Raw genomic sequence first — 16,085 nt, forward strand, 5'->3', positions numbered from 1 at the left:
GCACCCCGTGGATCTCAGCTCGCAACACTGTCGCATGACAGTTCAATCTTAATGGTTGCTGAGCGCAGCGAAGGATCCTTATTGCCGCCTCAGGGACTATCGAGGCCCTTCGACTTCAGGATCTTCCCGTTCTCGGGATTGGCCAGCGCCAGCAGCAGCGCGTCGGCGGCGGCGCGGTTGCCGGAGCCCAGGGCCACGCCGCCCGAATAGATCGTGTAGTTCTGCACCATCAGCGGGATCGGGCCGACGAACTGCACGCCGGGCACGCCCATCAGCTCGCTGCTCTGCTGGAGCGCGATGTCGGCCTTGCCGTCGACGATGCGGTCGGCGACCAGGCCGCCCTGGACCAGCACGCTCTTGGGCTTGAGCTGGTCGGCGATGCCCATCTGCTGGAAGAGCTGGGCGAGGTAGATGCCGCTCGAGCCGCCGGCCGCCGGATCGATATAGGCGATGGCGCGCGCGTCCAGCAGCGCCTTCTTGAAGCCGTCGACCTCGGAGATGTCGGGAACGGGCGCACCTTGCTTGATCGCCAGGCCGACGCCGGCGCGGGCGAGCTCCTTGGCGCTGCTCTCGTCGACGCGGGTCGTCAACAGCGGCGCCATGGCGATCGGCGGGATCACCAGCACGTCGAAATACTCACCGCCGGACACCCGCTTCTGCAGCGCGCCGGCCGTGCCGGTGTCGATCGTGACCTTGTGGCCGCTCTTCTTCTCGAAGTCGGCGACGATCTCGATGGCGGCCGACTTGTAGGCGCCGGCGGTCAGCAGCTTGAGGTCGGCGGCCGAAGCGCTGCCCGCGGCAAGGGCGAACAATAGGACGAGCAGGACGCGCATGGTTTCCCTCAGGCTGGCGTGCCCATGATGTAGGGCTTCAGCGCAGCATACATCAGCGCATGTGTCGGTGTCGGGACATTGTGCTTTTTGCCCAGCTCCACGACCTTGCCCGACAGCCAGGGCAGCTCGATCCGGTTGCCGCGCAGCAGGTCGACCGCCATGGACGCCATCAGGGCCGGCGGCGCGTTGCGGTTGAAGTTGAAGGTCCGTTCGACGATGTCGCCGGGCAGGGTGACGCCCAGGGCGTGGCCGACCGCGGCCACTTCGGCGTAGGCGGCACCGAACATGGCGTTGACGTCGGCATCGTCGCGCAGCTTGCCGACCGGCAGGCGTGTCAGCGCCATGACGCCGGCATTGGAGGCCAGCAGCACGAACTTGATCCAGAGGTCGGTCAGGATGGCCTCGCTCAGCACGCCCTCGATGCCGGCCTTCTTGCACATCTCCAGGAAGGAAACGGCGCGCGGGCTGCGGTTGCCGTCGGGCTCGCCGAACACCATGCGCATGACCGTGCCGGTCTGGCGGATCAGGCCCGGCTCGGCGATGGTCGCGCTGATATTGGCGACGCCCGGCATCACGGCGCGGGCGCCGAGGATCGGGATCAGCCGCTCATGGGCATCGACGCCGTTCTGGAGCGTGATGACCGCGGTGTCGGGACCGATCATCGGCTTGATCGCCGCGCCCGCGCTGTCGACGTCCCACAGCTTCACGCAGAACAGCACATAGTCGACCGGGCCGACCTCGGCCGGATTCTCCGTGGCCTGCGTCGGCTGCAGGTGCGTATTGCCGCGCGGACTGTCGACCCTCAGTCCGTTCTGCTTCATGGCCGCCAGATGGGCGCCACGCGCGATGAAGGTGACGTCCGCCCCGGCATGCGCGAGTGCCGCGCCATATCCGCCTCCGACGCCCCCGGCGCCGACAACCGCGATCCGCATCGAATTCGTCTCCCGTCCCTAGATGATGCTGCCGACCAGCAGGCAGCCCACGATGCCGCTCAGCCGCGTCGGGCCGGTGATGTCCAGCCGCAGCGCATAGTCCGAGGCGAGTTTGCGCTCCTCGCCCTGTACCGACACCGCGGCATCGCCGTGAGGACTATAGGCGATGTGCGTGCCGGGCTTCAGGACGAGCGTGCGGCCCTCGTCGAGGGCCGCGATGTCGACCGTCACCTGCGCCCGGTCGCCGATCAGGTTGACCACCTCGACCGGCCCCGACTCGAGCCGGCTCACGATCGGTGTCTCGCCCCTGAAGTGCACCGGCCGGAAAGGCTGGCGCACGTCGATCTCGCCCTCGGGCGTCTCCAGCACGAGTCCGCTGCCGGAGACTAGGACCTGGACGCGGTCGAAGCCCGTGTAGTCGGAGAAAGGACCGGGCTGCACGATCGGGGTGCGGCCGAACCGCCAGACGTCGCCCGAATAGGCGATATCGACGGTCGTGCCGCCGCCGTTCTTCCACGGCGTGCGGCGATAGCTTGCAGGATCGAGCAGGGTAATCACGGTACGATACGCTCCTTGCGAAAACGCGTCAGCAGGCGCTCGAACATGGCTTCGCTGTCGACCACCTCGTGGAAGCCATGCTGCCGGCTCTTTGTGACATCGGACATCACGTCCCAGTCGGAGCCGAACACATAGTCGGCGAACGGCCAGGCGACGAGTTGGCCGAACTCGAACTTCTTCAGCCGGTACTTCTTCGTCATCTCCGCCCACAGCTCTTCCTTGTCGGCCATGTGCTGGGTCAGGCTGATCGTCTGCAGCTCGCCCACCTTCATGTCGAAGACCTCGGCGATACGGGGCCAGACGTTGCGCCAGCGGAAATAGTCGCCGTTGGTGATGTTGTAGGCCTGGTTGGCGGCGCGCTTCTCGGTCGCGGCCCAGAGGGCGGCGCCGGCGAAGTGCGAGGATTCCGTCACCTGGTAGATCGTGCCGTAGGCACCCGGCTTGCCGGGAAAGCGCAACGGCAGGCCGAGTTCCTTGGAGATCGCGGCATAGACGGCGATTGCGGGCATGATGCTCATCGCCGTGCCGGGCGCGAAGCCGCAGAGCGTCTGGGGCCTGAGCTCCGTCCAGCTCCACTTCTTGCCGCGCCGGAAGTCCATCAGCCAGTCGATCTGATCGAAGTAGAAGTCGGGCGGCATGTGACGCGGATCGGTCTCGCGCATCGGCGTCTTCAGCGGGCCGAGATGCGTGCCGTAATACTTGGTGCCGGTGACCAACACGACGCGCTGCAGTTTGCGCGACGCCTGGGCGATGGCGGTGACCGAGTTCACCAGCATGTCGCGATTGGGCGCGATCACCGAGGCATAGCCCGCCGCATTGCCGGTGCCGGGCTGGAAGGCGGCATAGAAGATGTGCGTGACGTCGCGCAGGTCCCTCAGCTTCGCGGCCACGTCGTCGAGGTCGAGCAGGTCGACCGAGACGTGGCGGTAGCGCGGCCCGTCCTTCTCCGGCCGGCGCGACAGGCCGATCACCTGCCAGTCGCCCTCGGCCACCAGCCTTTCGACGATGTAGCGGCCGATGACGCCCAGGGCGCCGACCACGACGGCCTTCTTGAGTGCGGGCAAAGTTTCCTCCGATCAGGGCCGATAGTGTAGGGGCGGTGTCGCCGTTCGGCGACAATCAAAAATATGTCGGCGTTCGACGACACGCTCTTGTCGCCGAACGGCGACAATGCTAATATGTCGCCGTTCGACGACACGAGGATCTGATGCCCGTCCACACCGTTGCGGAGCTGGGCGCCGCCATCCGCCACCGCCGCCGCCAACTGAACTGGGACCAGCAGTCGCTTGCCGAACGCGTTGGCGTGAGCCGGCAATGGATCGTCGAGATAGAAGCCGGGAAGTCACGGGCCGAGATCGGGTTGTTGCTGCGCACTCTGCGAGTACTCGACCTGCAGCTTGAAGTCTCTTCGGAAGAAACGCCGTCGCAGCGCGAGAGTGAGGCGTCGCCGGTCGAAGGCCGCCGCCGAGACCTGGGCCTCGATGTCGACATCGATGCCGTGATCGAACGGGCGAGAGGGTTGCGGCGATGACAGATCGGCGTCTCGTCGTGCTGCTGGGCGGTGCCGTTGCGGGCGAGGTGACGCGTAATCGTGATGGTAAACTGGCCTTCACATATGATCGGCAGTGGCTGCAGTCGGACGTGGCGATGCCGGTCTCGCTGTCCTTGCCCCTTGAGGCAGCCGAACATCCCAGCCCGAAGATCGAGGCCTTCATCTGGGGCCTGTTGCCGGACAACGAACTCGTGCTTGCAAAGTGGGCCAGGATGTTTCACGTCTCGGCCCGCAATCCCTTCGCCCTCATTGCCAATGTCGGCGAGGATTGCGCCGGCGCCGTCCAGTTCGTCCGCCGGGAGAGGCTCGACGACCCGGCCTTCGATGCGCCGCGGGTCGAGTGGCTGACCGAGCACGATGTGGCGGAGCGATTGCGGATGTTGCGGCGCGACGGGACGGCGATGCGCCTGCCGGGGGACACGGGTCAGTTCAGCCTGGCCGGTGCGCAGGCGAAAACGGCCCTGCTGCTGCGCGAGCGGCGTTGGGGCGTGCCGTCGGGACGCGTGCCGACGACCCACATCCTGAAGCCGCCGAGCGACGAGTTCGACGGGCATGCCGAGAACGAGCATTTCTGCCTCGTCCTCGCCCGGGCCTTGAACCTTCCTGCCGCTTTCAGCGAGGTGAAGCGTTTCGAGGATGAGGTTGCGATCGTGGTCGAACGCTACGACCGGCGCTCGACATCGCGCGGCATCGCCCGCGTCCATCAGGAGGATATGTGCCAGGGGCTGGGCGTCATGCCGACATCCAAGTACCAGAACGAGGGTGGCCCGACGCCGGCCGACATCGTGGACCTGCTGCGCCGGCACTCGAGCGATCCCCAGGCCGATGTCGACACGTTCGTGCAGGCGCTGATCTTCAACTGGCTGATCGGCGGCACCGACGCGCATGCCAAGAACTATTCGCTTCTCCATGCGCCGCGAGGCCGGGTGCGACTGGCGCCCCTTTACGACCTCGCCAGCGCACTGCCCTATGACGCTCTCGACGAGCGGCGACTCAAGCTCGCGATGAAAGTCGGCCGGGAGTATTTCCTTGCCCGCATCGGACCGAGACAGTGGACGAGGACCGAGCAGGAGCTGAACCTGCCGGAGGGAAGCCTGTCGATCCGGGTACGCAGACTTTGCCGGGACATGCTGACGACCATTCCCGAGGTCGCGCATCGGCTGCATGACGACGGTCTCCGGCATCCGATCCTTGGACGGTTGGAAGACGGGCTGATGCGGCGCGTCGAGCGTTGCCTTCGGGAATTCGACGCGTAGCGCTAACCCGTCGCGATGGTGCCGTTGGCGAGCAGGGAAGCAATCTCGCCCTCGGAGTAGCCGTGTTCGCCCAGGATCGCGCGGCTGTGCTGGCCGGGCACCGGTGCTTCGGCGCGGGCCGTGCCCGGTTCCGGCGGCAGCATGCCGGGCAAAGCGGGGACCGGCACTTTCGTCGGCACGCCTGCCTGTTCGAGCCAGTGGATCAGGCCGGTTTCCTTGACGTGCGGCTGGTCGATGAAGTCGGCGTAGCTGTTCAGCCGCTCGTGCATCAGCTTGGCTTCGGTGAGCTTCTGGCTCCAGTGCGCCGACGGCTTCGCCTCGATCATCGGTCGCACGATCGCATAGAGTGCTGCTTCGTTGGCGATGCGTGCCGCCGGCGTGGCGAAGCGTTCTTCGTGCGCCAGCGCGGGCACATCCATCAGCTTGCAGAGGCTCTGCCAATCGCTGTCCTTGATGGCGAGGATCGACATCCAGCCGTCCGCCGTCCTGAATACGCCGCCGGGCACGCCGCCCGGCTTCATCGTGCCGCCTTCGAGATGGCAGGCCATCAGCCGGATCGACTGCAGCGCCGTCGCCGACTGCATAAGGCTGACATCGATGTAGCGCCCTTTCGCCTCGTCGCGCCGCGCATAGAGCGCGGCACTCACGGCCTGGAAGGCGTAGAGCGCGGTCGACATGTCGACGACGATCACCGGAACGCGATGAGGAATCCCGTCTTCGCCGCGATTCTCCGCCATCAGGCCGGTATAGGCCTGCAGAACCGGATCCATGGCCGGCCGTTCGGAAAGGGGCCCGGTCTGGCCGAAGCCCGAGATCGACACGTAGAGCAGGCGCGGCACCTTGGCCGACACCGTTTCATAGTCGAAGCCCAGGCGCTTGATCACGCCCGGCCTGAAGCCTTCGAGGAAGATGTCGGCCTCCTTCAGCAAGCGCCACACGATCTCCTTGCCGGCCTCGCTCTTGAGATCGACCGAGAGGCTGCGCTTGCCCATGTTGCCGATGATCGAGAAGGCGCTGTGACTGCCGTAGTGCACCCCCAGGATGCGCGCCCAGTCGCCCTCGCCGATGCCCTCGACCTTGATCACCTCGGCGCCGTGCTGGGCCAGCAGCATGGCGCAGTAGGGGCCGGCAATGCCCTGGCTCAGGTCGACGACTTTCAGGCCGGCGAAGGGCGCGTCGTAGCTCATGCGAGCTTGACCAGCATCTTGCCGAAGTTCTCGCCGCGCAGCAGGCCGATGAAGGCGCGGGGTGCCTTGTCGATGCCCTCGACGATGTCCTCGCGGTACTTGAGCTTGCCGTCGCGGATCCATTCGCCCATCTGGCGCATGGCCGGGCCGTAATGCTGCGCGAAGTCGGTGACGATGAAGCCGCGCGCCATCACGCGCTTGCCGACGAAGGTGCCGAGCAGGCGCGGGCCCATCGAGGCGCCGGTCGCGTTATACTGCGAGATCGAGCCGCACAGCGCCACCCTGCCGAAGAAGTTGATGTTGCGCAGCACGGCGTCGGTGATCTCGCCGCCGACATTGTCGAAATAGACATCGGGCCCGTTGGGGCAGGCGGCGCGCAGCGCGGCGTCGAGGTCCTTCTCCGCCTTGTAGTCGATGCAGGTATCGAAGCCGAGCTCGTCCTTCACGAAGGCGCACTTCTTCGCGCCGCCGGCGATGCCGACGGTGCGGCAACCCATGATCTTGGCGATCTGGCCCACCACCTGGCCGACCGCGCCGGAGGCGGCCGACACGACGACGGTCTCGCCGGGCTTGGGCTGGCCGACATGGAGGAGGCCGAAATAGGCGGTCATGCCCGGCATGCCGAGCACGCCGTTGGCGGTCGAGATCGGCGCCAGCGAAGGATCGACCTTGCGCAGCGCGGGGCCGCCGCCGATCGCATATTCCTGCCAGCCGAGACGATCCTCGACGATGTCGCCGACCTTGAAGGCAGGATTCTGCGAGGCCACGACCTCGCCCACCGTGCCGCCGGTCATCACCTCGTTGAGGCCGACCGGAGAGGCGTAGGAGGCGGCGTCGCGCATGCGGCCGCGCTGGTAGGGATCGAGCGAGAGGTAATGCACCTTCACCAGCACCTCGCCATGGCGCGGCTCGGGCACCGGCGCCTCCTCGACGCGGAAATCGGATTCGGCCGGCTCGCCGGGCGGACGACGCACGAGAACGACGCGGCGATGGGTCTTGGGAATGCCCTGGGGAATGCTGGTCATGAGCGGTTGCCTCCGATTGGCTTTGGGCCCCACCATAGCGCGGGATTTGCAGGAGCTGCCATGCCGACGATCCGGCGTCTTTCGTTCATCGGACTCGAATATGCCTTCGCGCCGGAAAAAGCCTACGGCATGTCGCGCGGCGGCGGCTTCCGTCGCCAGGGCGGCTTGGTCGAGGTCGAGACCGACCAGGGCGTGACGGGCGTCGGCGAGGCTTTCGGCAATCCGATGGTCACGCGGGAATATTTCCGCATGCTCGAGCCGATGTTCGTCGGCCGCAGCATCTTCGACTTCGACCATGTCGAGGCGCGGGTGCGCAACGCGATCTATCATCTCGGGGTCGGCAACCAGCTCACCTCGTGTCTCGCCGGCATCAACGTAGCACTGTGGGATGCCATCGCCCGCGGTTTCGGCGTGAGGGTCTGCGACCTGATCGGCGGCTGCGGCGCCACGCGCTTTCCAGCCTATGCCTCGACTGGTTTCTTCTCCAACAATCCCGACCGCCAGCTCGAGCACATGATGGCGGAGGCGGCGAACCATCCCTATGCCGGCACCAAGATCAAGATCGGCCGCGGCATCAAGAGCGATGTCGAGAGGGTGAAGCTCGCGCGCGAGGCGATCGGGCCGGACAAGCTGCTGCTGGTCGACATCAACGGCGCCTACACCGCCGACGTGGCGCTGGAATGCGCCCGGGCGATCGAGCCGTTCAACATCCACTGGATCGAGGAGCCGCTGCCGCCGGGCGATTTCCGCGGCTATGCCGAGCTGCGGGCGCGCTCGCCCATCGCGCTGGCGGCGGGCGAGGCGCATCACACGGTTCGCGATTTCCGCGCGCTGATCGACGGGCGCTGCATCGACATCGTGCAGCCCTCGATCCCGGGTGTCGGCGGCATCACCGAGGCCAAGCGCATCGTGGCGCTGGCGCATGCGCAGAACCTGCGGGTCGCGCCGCATGTCTGGGGCGGCGCGGTGGGTCTCGCAACGGCCTGCCACTTCCTCGCTTCATTGCCGGCAACGCCGCACACCGAGCATCCGCCGCATCCGTCGATGCTGGAATACGACATGAGCGACAATGAGCTGCGCACCAAGCTGCTGAAGACGCCGCTCAAGCTCGAAGACGGCCACGTCGTTCTGCCGGAGGGTCCGGGTCTTGGCATCGAGTTGGATATGGAAGCCGTCGAACGTTACCGGGTTTGCTGATGGCGCCGGTCACGGTCGACCCGGCCAAGGTCCACGAGTTCCCGACGGAAGCCAGCTTCCATAAATGGCTGGGCAAGCATCACGACAAGGAAAGCGAAGTCTGGATCAAGATCCACAAGGTCGGCTCCGGCCTGAAGTCGATCACCCCTAAGGAGGCGATCGACGTCATTCTGTGCTGGGGCTGGATCGACGGCATCCGCAAGGGCTTCGACGACAAGAGCTTCCTGCAGCGCTATACGCCGCGCGGCGCCAGGAGCGTCTGGAGCCAGATCAACGTCGATAACGTCGCCCGATTGATCGAGAAAAAGCGCATGACCGCGCACGGGCTGAAGCAGGTCGAGGCAGCGAAGCAGGACGGTCGTTGGGATCGCGCCTACCGGACCAAGGGCTCGAAGATTCCCGACGACCTGCAGGCCGCCGTCGATGCCGAGCCCAAGGCCAAAGCGATGCTCGCGACGCTCACCGCCCAGAACCGCTTCGCGCTCGTCTTCCGGACCGAGAACATGAAGACCGAGGCGGGTCGCAAGAAGAAGATTGCGACTTTCGTTGAGATGCTGAAGCGCGGCGAGACGGTCTACCCGCAGGGGAAGAAGCGAGCGTAGAGGGATCATTCGGCTTCGGAGGAGCGCGCCACTCCAGTGGCGCTCAAGCTTCGTTGATCAACAAGATATGAGCGCCACTGGAGTGGCGCGCTCCATTGAGCCGTCCTGCTCTAACGCAACGTCGGGTCGAGGCGGTCGCGCAGCCAGTCGCCCAAAAGGCTGATCGACAAGGTCGTGAGCACGATCGTGGCGGCCGGCGCCAGCATGATCCACGGCGCGTGGCTGATGTACTCGCGGCCGTAGCCCACCATGTTGCCGAGCGAGGCGAGTGGTGGCTGCACGCCGAGGCCCAGGAACGAGAGGCCGCTCTCCAGCAGGATGATCTCGGGGAAGGTGAGCGTCATCGACACGATCAGGGTCGAGGCGATGTTGGGCAGGATGTGCAGGCCGTAGATGCGCGCCGGACTGGCGCCGAGCTGGCGGATCGCGGCGGCATAGCCCTGCTCGTTGGCCGCGAGCGTCAGGCCGCGTGCGATGCGGGCGTAGCGCTCCCAGGAATGGAAGCCCATCAGCGCGATGAACAGCGGCAGGCTGTTGCCCAGGAAGGCCAGCACCGACAGCGCGATGATCATGAAGGGCATGCTGGCCTGGAAGTCGATGGCCATCAGCACGATCTGCTCGACCCATCTGCGGAAGTGTGCGGCAAGGAAGCCCAGCGCGGTGCCGAGCGTGGCGGCGATGATCGTGCCGAACAGCGCGATCAGCAGGCTCATGCGGATCGACATGATGAGGCGCGAGAGCACGTCGCGGCCGAGCTCGTCGGTGCCCAGCACGTGGGCCCAAGTGCCACCCAGCAGGACCGGCGGCGCCAGCCGCGCCTTGAGGTCCAAGGCGGTGAACGAATAGGGCAGCAGGAAATCGGCGCCCAGCGCGGTCACCACCATCAGGATCAGCCAGGCGGACGCCAGGATGACTCCAAGAGGCAAAGCGAGGATCCGGCCGAGGACCGGAACGGCGGGTGCTTTTTCGGCGATGGCCATGGCGGGTCCCGTCAGTGCGCAGCGGCGCCGCGCACGCGCGGATCGAGCCAGCCATAGGCTAGATCGACGGTGAGGTTGGCCATCACCATCCACGCCGCGATCACCATCAGGATGGCCTGCACGACGGCGAGGTCGCGGTTGGCCACGGCCGACACCAGCAGCCGTCCGACTCCCGGCCAGGCGAAGACGCTTTCGACCACGACGGCGCCGGCCACCAGGCTGCCCACCATGAAGCCGATGATCGTGACGGTCGGGATGGCGGCATTGGGGAGCGCGTGGCGTGTCACGACGGTGCGCCAGGTCACGCCCTTGGCAGAGGCGGCGCGGATATAGGGCTGGCCCAGCACTTCGAGCATGGCCGAACGCGTGAAGCGCGCCATGATGGCGGCGCCTCCAGTCCCTAAGGTCACGATCGGCAGGATGGCGGAGGCAATGCCCACGCTGCCGCTGGCTGGCAGCCAGCCGAGCTGGACCGCGAAGACCAGCACCAGCAGCAAGGCCAGCACGAAGCTCGGCATGGTGAAGCCTGCGACCGAGGCGGCCATGGTCAGCCGGTCGGCCATCGAGTTGCGATGGAGCGCGGCATAGATGCCGGCGGGAATGCCGAGGCCGATCTTGAGCGCCAGCGCCGGCAGGGTGATGGCGAGCGTCGCCGGCACGCGCTCCAGCACGAGGTCGATGGCGGGCCGTCCGTCGCGCATCGACTTGCCGAAGTCGCCGGTCAGCGCGTGGCCGATATAGGCGAGATACTGTTCCCAGATCGGCTGGTTGAGTCCCCAGGATTCGCGGAAGGCCGCGATCGCTTCGGGCGGCGCGTCGACCGACATGATCATCAGTGCCGGGTCGCCCGAGAGCCGCAGCACCACGAAGGCGAAGGTCATCACGAACAGGATGGTGAGGCCCGCGCGCAACAGGCGCGAGGTGGCGAACATCAGCATCAGGCGGCGACCTGCAGCGCGGGTTCGTGGACGCGATGGCAGGCGACCATTCGGCCGCCGGCCAGCGGCTGGAGTGTCGGCGCCTCGGCGCGGCACTGCGCGGTGGCGAAGGGGCAACGCGTGTGGAAGGAACAGCCCGAGGGCACGTTCACCGGGTTCGGCGGATCGCCCTGCAGCAGGATGCGCTCGCGCTTGGGCCCGCTGCCGGAGTTCACGGTCGGGATCGCCGCCACCAGGGCCCGCGTATAGGGGTGTGCCGGCGCCGCGAACAGGCTCTCGGCCTCGCCCTGCTCGACGATGCGGCCGAGATACATGACCGCCACGTCGTGACTCACCTGGCGCACCACCTTGAGGTCGTGGCTGATGAACAGATAGGCGATGCCCAGCCGCTCCTGCAGGTCGAGCAGCAGGTTCACGACCTGGGCCTGGATGGAGACGTCGAGCGCCGAAACCGGCTCGTCGCAGACCAGCAGGTCGGGGCTGGTCATCAGGGCGCGCGCCAGCACCACCCTCTGGCGCTGGCCGCCCGACAGTTCGTGCGGATAGCGTTCGTACTGGTGGCGCTGCAGGCCGACCGATTCCATCGCGGCCAGCGCGCGGTCGCGGCGTTCGTCGGCCGCGGCCTGTTCATGGATGACCAGCGGCTCCTCGATCTGGCTGCCGATCGGCAGGCGGCGGTCGAGCGCGCCCAGCGGATCCTGGTAGACCATCTGGATATGCCGGCGCAGGCCGCGCCAGGCCGGCGTATTCAGGCGTGGCAGCGGCGCCCCACGATAAAGCACCGTGCCGGCGGTGGGCGGCACCAGTCCCAGCACCAGCTTGCCGGTTGTCGACTTGCCGCAGCCCGATTCGCCCACCAGACCCAGGGTCCGGCCGGGCTCGAGTGTGAGTGACACGCCGTCGACGGCGCGCAGCACCGCCTTCGGTGCAAAGAGACCTTGTCCGGCCCGGACCTGGTAGTGGCGGCGCAGATCGCTGGCTTGCAGCAGCGGGCTCATTCGGCGGCCTGCGGCTGGCTCCAGACCGAGACGCCCGCCTCGAGCTGGCGGTGGCAGGCGGTGACGTGGAGGAAGCCGACGTTGCGCGCCGGTGGCGGCACGGTTGCGCAACGTGTTTCGGCGACGGGGCAGCGGGGCGAGAAGCGGCAGCCGGCGGGCACGTTGCCCGGTTCCGGCACGGTGCCCGGAATGGCGGTCAGCCGGCGCCGTGGACCGGTGAGGGCGGGCAGCGCCGCGAGCAGACCCTGTGTGTAGGGATGACGTGCCCCTGCGAACAGGTCGGCGCCGGGCGCTTCCTCGACGAGGCGGCCGGCATACATCACGGCCACCCGGTCGACATTCTCGGCCACGACACCGAGATCGTGGCTGATCAGCACCATCGCCATGCCCATGTCGTGGCGGATCTGTCCCAGCAGGGCCAGGATTTGCGCCTGGATCGTGGCGTCGAGCGCGGTGGTGGGCTCGTCGGCAATCAAAAGGTCCGGCTCGCCGGCCAGCGCCATGGCGATCATGACCCTCTGGTTGAGGCCGCCGGAGAGAAGGTGCGGATAGTCCGACAGGCGCCGGCGGGCATCGGCGATCCCCACCTGGTCGAGCAGGCGCAGCGCCTCGGCCTCGGCGGTGCGTCCATACAATTCCCGATGCAGGCCGAGCGCCTCGACGAGCTGCCGGCCGATGCGATGGACCGGATTGAGGCAGCTCGACGGGTCCTGGAAGATCATCGCGATGCGGTCGCCGCGCACCTTCTCGAGGTCGCCGCGAGAAGCGCCGACCAGTTCCGTCCCTTCGAGACGGACCGAGCCTGTCACGCGGGCCTTGGTCGGCAGGAGACCAAGCGCGGCTAGCCAGGTCACGCTCTTGCCCGAGCCCGATTCACCGACGATGCCCAGCGCCTCGCCCGGCGCGATCTCGAGGGTCACCCCGTCGACGGCGCGCGAGCCCTGCGCGCCGTTACCGAAATCGACCGTGAGGTCGCGCACCGCGACGAGGGGAGCCGTCATCGAGGCGCCCTCAGGTCGAGAAGTTGTTGGCGCGGAACTCCATGGCGAAGGACGGCGAGGCCTTCCACTTGATGTCCCGGCGCTTGGCCGTGAAGGTCGCGTTCTGGTGCAGCACCGTGTAGGCGGGGTCTTCGCGCTCGCAGATCTCGAGCATGCGCTTGAACATCGCCCGGCGCTTCTGCATGTCGGTCTCGACCTCCATCGCGACCGAGAGCTTGTTCATCTCCTCGTTGGTCCATTCGCCGACCTGCTGCTGCTGGCCCTGCGGCCCGTGCTGGGCGACGATCGAGGAGATCGGGTCGTTGAAGCCGGCGCTGTTGGACCAGTCGCGCACGGCGCGCGGGCTGTTGGTGTCGAAGACCTGCTGCCAGTTCTCCTTCATCTCGATCTGGACGTTGAGGCCGGCGGCCCGCCACATCTCGACCAGCACCTGCGCCGTCGACACCTGGTTGGTGTAGTAGTTGTTGAGCAGGCGGTAGGGGATCGGGTCGCCCTTGTAGTTGGCGTCCTTCAGCAGCGCCTTGGCCTTGCCGAGGTCGTAGCTCGGCACCGTCCAGTTCTCGACGAACATCGGGCCGTAGAATTCCCACTGCAGGCCCGGCGGCACCCGCGTGCGGCCCGACCACAGCGCGTCGACGATCGCCTTGCGATCGATCGCGTGGGTGAAGGCCTGGCGGATGCGCGGATCGGCGAGGCGGGGATGGTTCTTGTCGAACACCGTGATGCGGTGGTTGACGATGGTGCTGCCCAGCACCTCAAACTTCGGGTTCTTCTCGATGCCCGGGATCTGGTCGGGCGGCACGTCGCAGATGAAGTCGAACTGGCCGGCCAGCAGGCCGTTGATGCGGGTCGCGACCTCGGGCACCACCATGATGCGCACGCTCCTGAGCGGCGGGCGGCCACCCCAGTAGTCGTCATGCGCGTCGAGGGTCAGCGACTGGTCGGGCACGAACTCGCGCACCTTGTAGGGGCCGGTCGAGACCGGCGCGCGCGCCCAGTCGAGCCAGCTCTTGGCTTCCTCGTAGGCACGGCGCGAGACGATGTCGCTGCCGAGACGGCCGATGCGGCCTTCCATGGTCACGTCGGGCGTGCGGTTGGTGAAGCGCACGGTGTACTTGTCGACGGCCTCGACCTTCTCCAGCGCCGGGAACAGGCGCTTGGCGACGGCGGGAACTTCCGGCGGCAGGTTCTTGCCCTGCACCGCGTCGCGGATCAGCACCGAGGTGAACAGCGTCTTGTTCGAGGTGATGTCGTAGTCCGGCCCGAACATGCGGTCGCGGCTGAAGGTGAAGACCACGTCGTCGGCCGTCATCTCGTCGCCGTTGTGGAACTTCACGCCCTTGCGCAGGGTGAACTCGACGGTGCGCTCGTCGATGCGCTTCCAGCTCTCGGCGAGGCCCGGCACCTCCTCTAGCTTGGCGAGCAGGTCCTGCATGATCAGGCGCTCGAACATGAAGGAGAAGACGCGCTGGCCGACATTGGACTGCTCGCGCAGTGGCTCCAGGGCAGCGCTGTTGGCGATTTGCTGCACCGCAATGGTGATGGTGGGCCGACGGTCTGCCTGTCCCAGGGCGACGCGAGGCAGGCCGAAGCTGGTGGCGGCAAGGCCCGATGCAGCGATCAAGGCGCGACGGCGCAGAAACATGGTGTGACCCCCAAAAGGCGAGGCGGCACGCTAGGACGCTTCCGTGAACGAGGGGTTTCCGTTCGGTGACGCTTCGCATGTGCAGCGAGCCCATCGTCCACGGATGTGCACAAGCGACTGCTTAAATCGCGGGCACATCCCTGTCCGATATCGTACGCTTTCGCGGTGTGTTTTCCGGGGAGAGATCGATGCCTATGAGCAATCGCCTTTATGCAGAGTTTCTCGGGACCGCCTGGCTGGTGCTGGGCGGCTGCGGCAGCGCCGTGCTGGCCGCCGGCTTCCCACAACTTGGTATCGGCTTTGCCGGCGTGGCGCTGGCCTTCGGTCTCACCGTCCTCACGATGGTCTATGCCGTGGGCGGCGTGTCGGGCGGCCACTTCAATCCGGCCGTCACCGTCGGCCTGGCCGTCGCCGGCCGCTTTCCCTTCGCTGAGGTGCTGCAGTATGTGATCGCGCAGGTACTGGGCGGCATCGCGGGCGCGGCCATTCTCTATGTCATCGCCACCGGCAAGGCAGGTGCCGAGATCGGCGGCTTCGCGACCAACGGCTATGGCGACCACTCCCCCGGCAAGTACGGGCTGACGTCCGCGCTGGTCATCGAGGTCGTCATGACCTTCGGCTTCGTGACGATCATCCTGGGTGCCACCGACAAGCGGGTCACGCCGGGCATGGCCGGCCTCGCGATCGGCCTCGCACTCACGCTGATCCATCTGGTGACCATTCCGGTGACCAATACGTCGGTGAACCCCGCCCGCAGCACGGCGCCGGCGCTGTTCGTCGGCGGCGCGGCCTTGTCGCAGCTCTGGCTGTTCTGGGTGGCGCCGCTCCTCGGCGGCGCGATCGCGGGCGCTGCCTACGGGCTGCTGCGCAGCAAGGACTGACGACGCCGCCGGGCTGCGGTAGGATGGACGGCAGCCCCGGCTAACGAAGGACGCGCATCATGTTCATCAAGAGAATCGCCACTGTCGCCCTTCTGAGCCTGATGCCGTTCGCCGCTGGCGCTCAGCAGAACGTCGAGGTGAAGTTCTGGTTCAAGGAGAATCCGAACAGCATCTCGGGCTGCATCATGGCCGACTCCTCCTTCACGCGGGAGCACACCTTCTCGATCGTCAATGGCCAGGTCGAGCTGAAGTCGGCCGGCGGCATCGACGTGAAGATGAAGCCGATCCGCGCGAACGTCTATGAAGGCCATTTCAATCTCGGCCGCATGAACCTGACCTACACGGCCGATCTCGGCGCCACGCCGCCCACCCTTGTCGCCCAGACCCAGGACGGCGGCTGCAAGTGGAATGCGGTGAAGGCTTAGGCTTTCCGGCTTCATCCGTTGTCGAAAGAAGACGTAAGGCCGGCGCGGCGATCAATACCGTTCAGCGTCACGCTT

The 16,085-nt window shown here is 66.8% G+C and carries 17 protein-coding genes; 6 read left to right on the forward strand and 11 right to left on the reverse strand.

Features of this window, described 5'->3' with window-relative positions; genetic code table 11:
• Nucleotides 1-89: 89 nt before the first annotated feature.
• The 4 genes from AC1ROX_RS25240 to AC1ROX_RS25255 are packed head-to-tail and all read right to left on the reverse strand — an operon-like array spanning nucleotide 90 to nucleotide 3,387.
• Nucleotides 90-833 (reverse strand): substrate-binding domain-containing protein, encoded by a 744-nt coding sequence (locus tag AC1ROX_RS25240; RefSeq protein WP_493130427.1) that lies wholly within the window; start codon nucleotides 831-833, stop codon nucleotides 90-92.
• Nucleotides 834-841: 8 nt separating this feature from the next.
• Complete coding sequence (locus tag AC1ROX_RS25245; RefSeq protein WP_493130429.1) at nucleotides 842-1,765, reverse strand: 2-dehydropantoate 2-reductase; 924 nt, start codon at nucleotides 1,763-1,765, stop codon at nucleotides 842-844.
• Between the two features lie 18 nt (nucleotides 1,766-1,783).
• Nucleotides 1,784-2,323: a HutD/Ves family protein gene (locus AC1ROX_RS25250; protein WP_493130431.1), complete on the reverse strand. Its 540-nt coding sequence runs from the start codon at nucleotides 2,321-2,323 to the stop codon at nucleotides 1,784-1,786.
• Nucleotides 2,320-3,387 carry an SDR family oxidoreductase gene (locus AC1ROX_RS25255; RefSeq protein WP_493130433.1) on the reverse strand — a complete coding sequence of 356 codons (1,068 nt, stop codon included), beginning with the start codon at nucleotides 3,385-3,387 and terminating at the stop codon, nucleotides 2,320-2,322. The genes AC1ROX_RS25250 and AC1ROX_RS25255 overlap by 4 nt, the downstream gene beginning before the upstream one ends.
• A gap of 143 nt (nucleotides 3,388-3,530) precedes the next feature.
• On the opposite strand from AC1ROX_RS25255, the gene AC1ROX_RS25260 reads away from it, so the two are divergent.
• Both AC1ROX_RS25260 and AC1ROX_RS25265 read left to right on the forward strand, forming a co-directional pair.
• A complete protein-coding gene (locus AC1ROX_RS25260; RefSeq protein WP_493130435.1) occupies nucleotides 3,531-3,854 on the forward strand; it encodes a helix-turn-helix domain-containing protein in 324 nt (107 codons plus the stop codon).
• Nucleotides 3,851-5,131: a type II toxin-antitoxin system HipA family toxin gene (locus tag AC1ROX_RS25265; RefSeq protein WP_493130437.1), complete on the forward strand. Its 1,281-nt coding sequence runs from the start codon at nucleotides 3,851-3,853 to the stop codon at nucleotides 5,129-5,131. Before AC1ROX_RS25260 ends, AC1ROX_RS25265 begins: the two co-directional genes overlap by 4 nt.
• 2 nt (nucleotides 5,132-5,133) lie before the next feature.
• Here AC1ROX_RS25265 and AC1ROX_RS25270 read toward each other — a convergent pair whose 3' ends face one another.
• Together AC1ROX_RS25270 and curA are read right to left on the reverse strand one after the other, a co-directional pair.
• Nucleotides 5,134-6,318: a CaiB/BaiF CoA transferase family protein gene (locus AC1ROX_RS25270; RefSeq protein ID WP_493130439.1), complete on the reverse strand. Its 1,185-nt coding sequence runs from the start codon at nucleotides 6,316-6,318 to the stop codon at nucleotides 5,134-5,136.
• Nucleotides 6,315-7,343: an NADPH-dependent curcumin/dihydrocurcumin reductase gene (gene curA, locus AC1ROX_RS25275; protein WP_493130441.1), complete on the reverse strand. Its 1,029-nt coding sequence runs from the start codon at nucleotides 7,341-7,343 to the stop codon at nucleotides 6,315-6,317. The genes AC1ROX_RS25270 and curA overlap by 4 nt, the downstream gene beginning before the upstream one ends.
• A gap of 60 nt (nucleotides 7,344-7,403) precedes the next feature.
• Here curA and AC1ROX_RS25280 point away from each other — a divergent pair, with 60 nt between their 5' ends.
• Together AC1ROX_RS25280 and AC1ROX_RS25285 are read left to right on the forward strand one after the other, a co-directional pair.
• Nucleotides 7,404-8,540, forward strand: coding sequence for a mandelate racemase/muconate lactonizing enzyme family protein (locus tag AC1ROX_RS25280; protein WP_493130443.1), 1,137 nt, complete (start codon nucleotides 7,404-7,406; stop codon nucleotides 8,538-8,540).
• Nucleotides 8,540-9,142: a YdeI/OmpD-associated family protein gene (locus AC1ROX_RS25285; RefSeq protein ID WP_493130445.1), complete on the forward strand. Its 603-nt coding sequence runs from the start codon at nucleotides 8,540-8,542 to the stop codon at nucleotides 9,140-9,142. The genes AC1ROX_RS25280 and AC1ROX_RS25285 overlap by 1 nt, the downstream gene beginning before the upstream one ends.
• A gap of 110 nt (nucleotides 9,143-9,252) precedes the next feature.
• On the opposite strand, the gene AC1ROX_RS25290 is transcribed toward AC1ROX_RS25285, so the two are convergent.
• The 5 genes from AC1ROX_RS25290 to AC1ROX_RS25310 are packed head-to-tail and all read right to left on the reverse strand — an operon-like array spanning nucleotide 9,253 to nucleotide 14,704.
• The gene (locus AC1ROX_RS25290) at nucleotides 9,253-10,122 is read right to left on the reverse strand and encodes an ABC transporter permease (protein WP_493130447.1); all 870 of its coding nucleotides are present in this window, start codon (nucleotides 10,120-10,122) and stop codon (nucleotides 9,253-9,255) included.
• A gap of 11 nt (nucleotides 10,123-10,133) precedes the next feature.
• Nucleotides 10,134-11,060: an ABC transporter permease gene (locus AC1ROX_RS25295; RefSeq protein WP_493130449.1), complete on the reverse strand. Its 927-nt coding sequence runs from the start codon at nucleotides 11,058-11,060 to the stop codon at nucleotides 10,134-10,136.
• The gene (locus AC1ROX_RS25300; RefSeq protein ID WP_493130451.1) at nucleotides 11,060-12,058 is read right to left on the reverse strand and encodes an ABC transporter ATP-binding protein; all 999 of its coding nucleotides are present in this window, start codon (nucleotides 12,056-12,058) and stop codon (nucleotides 11,060-11,062) included. Before AC1ROX_RS25300 ends, AC1ROX_RS25295 begins: the two co-directional genes overlap by 1 nt.
• Complete coding sequence (locus AC1ROX_RS25305; RefSeq protein ID WP_493130453.1) at nucleotides 12,055-13,059, reverse strand: ABC transporter ATP-binding protein; 1,005 nt, start codon at nucleotides 13,057-13,059, stop codon at nucleotides 12,055-12,057. The genes AC1ROX_RS25300 and AC1ROX_RS25305 overlap by 4 nt, the downstream gene beginning before the upstream one ends.
• A 10-nt stretch (nucleotides 13,060-13,069) precedes the next feature.
• The gene (locus tag AC1ROX_RS25310) at nucleotides 13,070-14,704 is read right to left on the reverse strand and encodes an ABC transporter substrate-binding protein (protein ID WP_493130455.1); all 1,635 of its coding nucleotides are present in this window, start codon (nucleotides 14,702-14,704) and stop codon (nucleotides 13,070-13,072) included.
• Between the two features lie 194 nt (nucleotides 14,705-14,898).
• Between AC1ROX_RS25310 and aqpZ the strand changes: the two genes are divergently transcribed.
• The gene (gene aqpZ, locus AC1ROX_RS25315; protein WP_493130457.1) at nucleotides 14,899-15,585 is read left to right on the forward strand and encodes an aquaporin Z; all 687 of its coding nucleotides are present in this window, start codon (nucleotides 14,899-14,901) and stop codon (nucleotides 15,583-15,585) included.
• 59 nt (nucleotides 15,586-15,644) lie between these two features.
• Nucleotides 15,645-16,010 carry a hypothetical protein gene (locus tag AC1ROX_RS25320; RefSeq protein WP_493130459.1) on the forward strand — a complete coding sequence of 122 codons (366 nt, stop codon included), beginning with the start codon at nucleotides 15,645-15,647 and terminating at the stop codon, nucleotides 16,008-16,010.
• Nucleotides 16,011-16,085: the final 75 nt, after the last annotated feature.

Source organism: Reyranella sp. GW821-FHT14A01 (assembly GCF_058803965.1).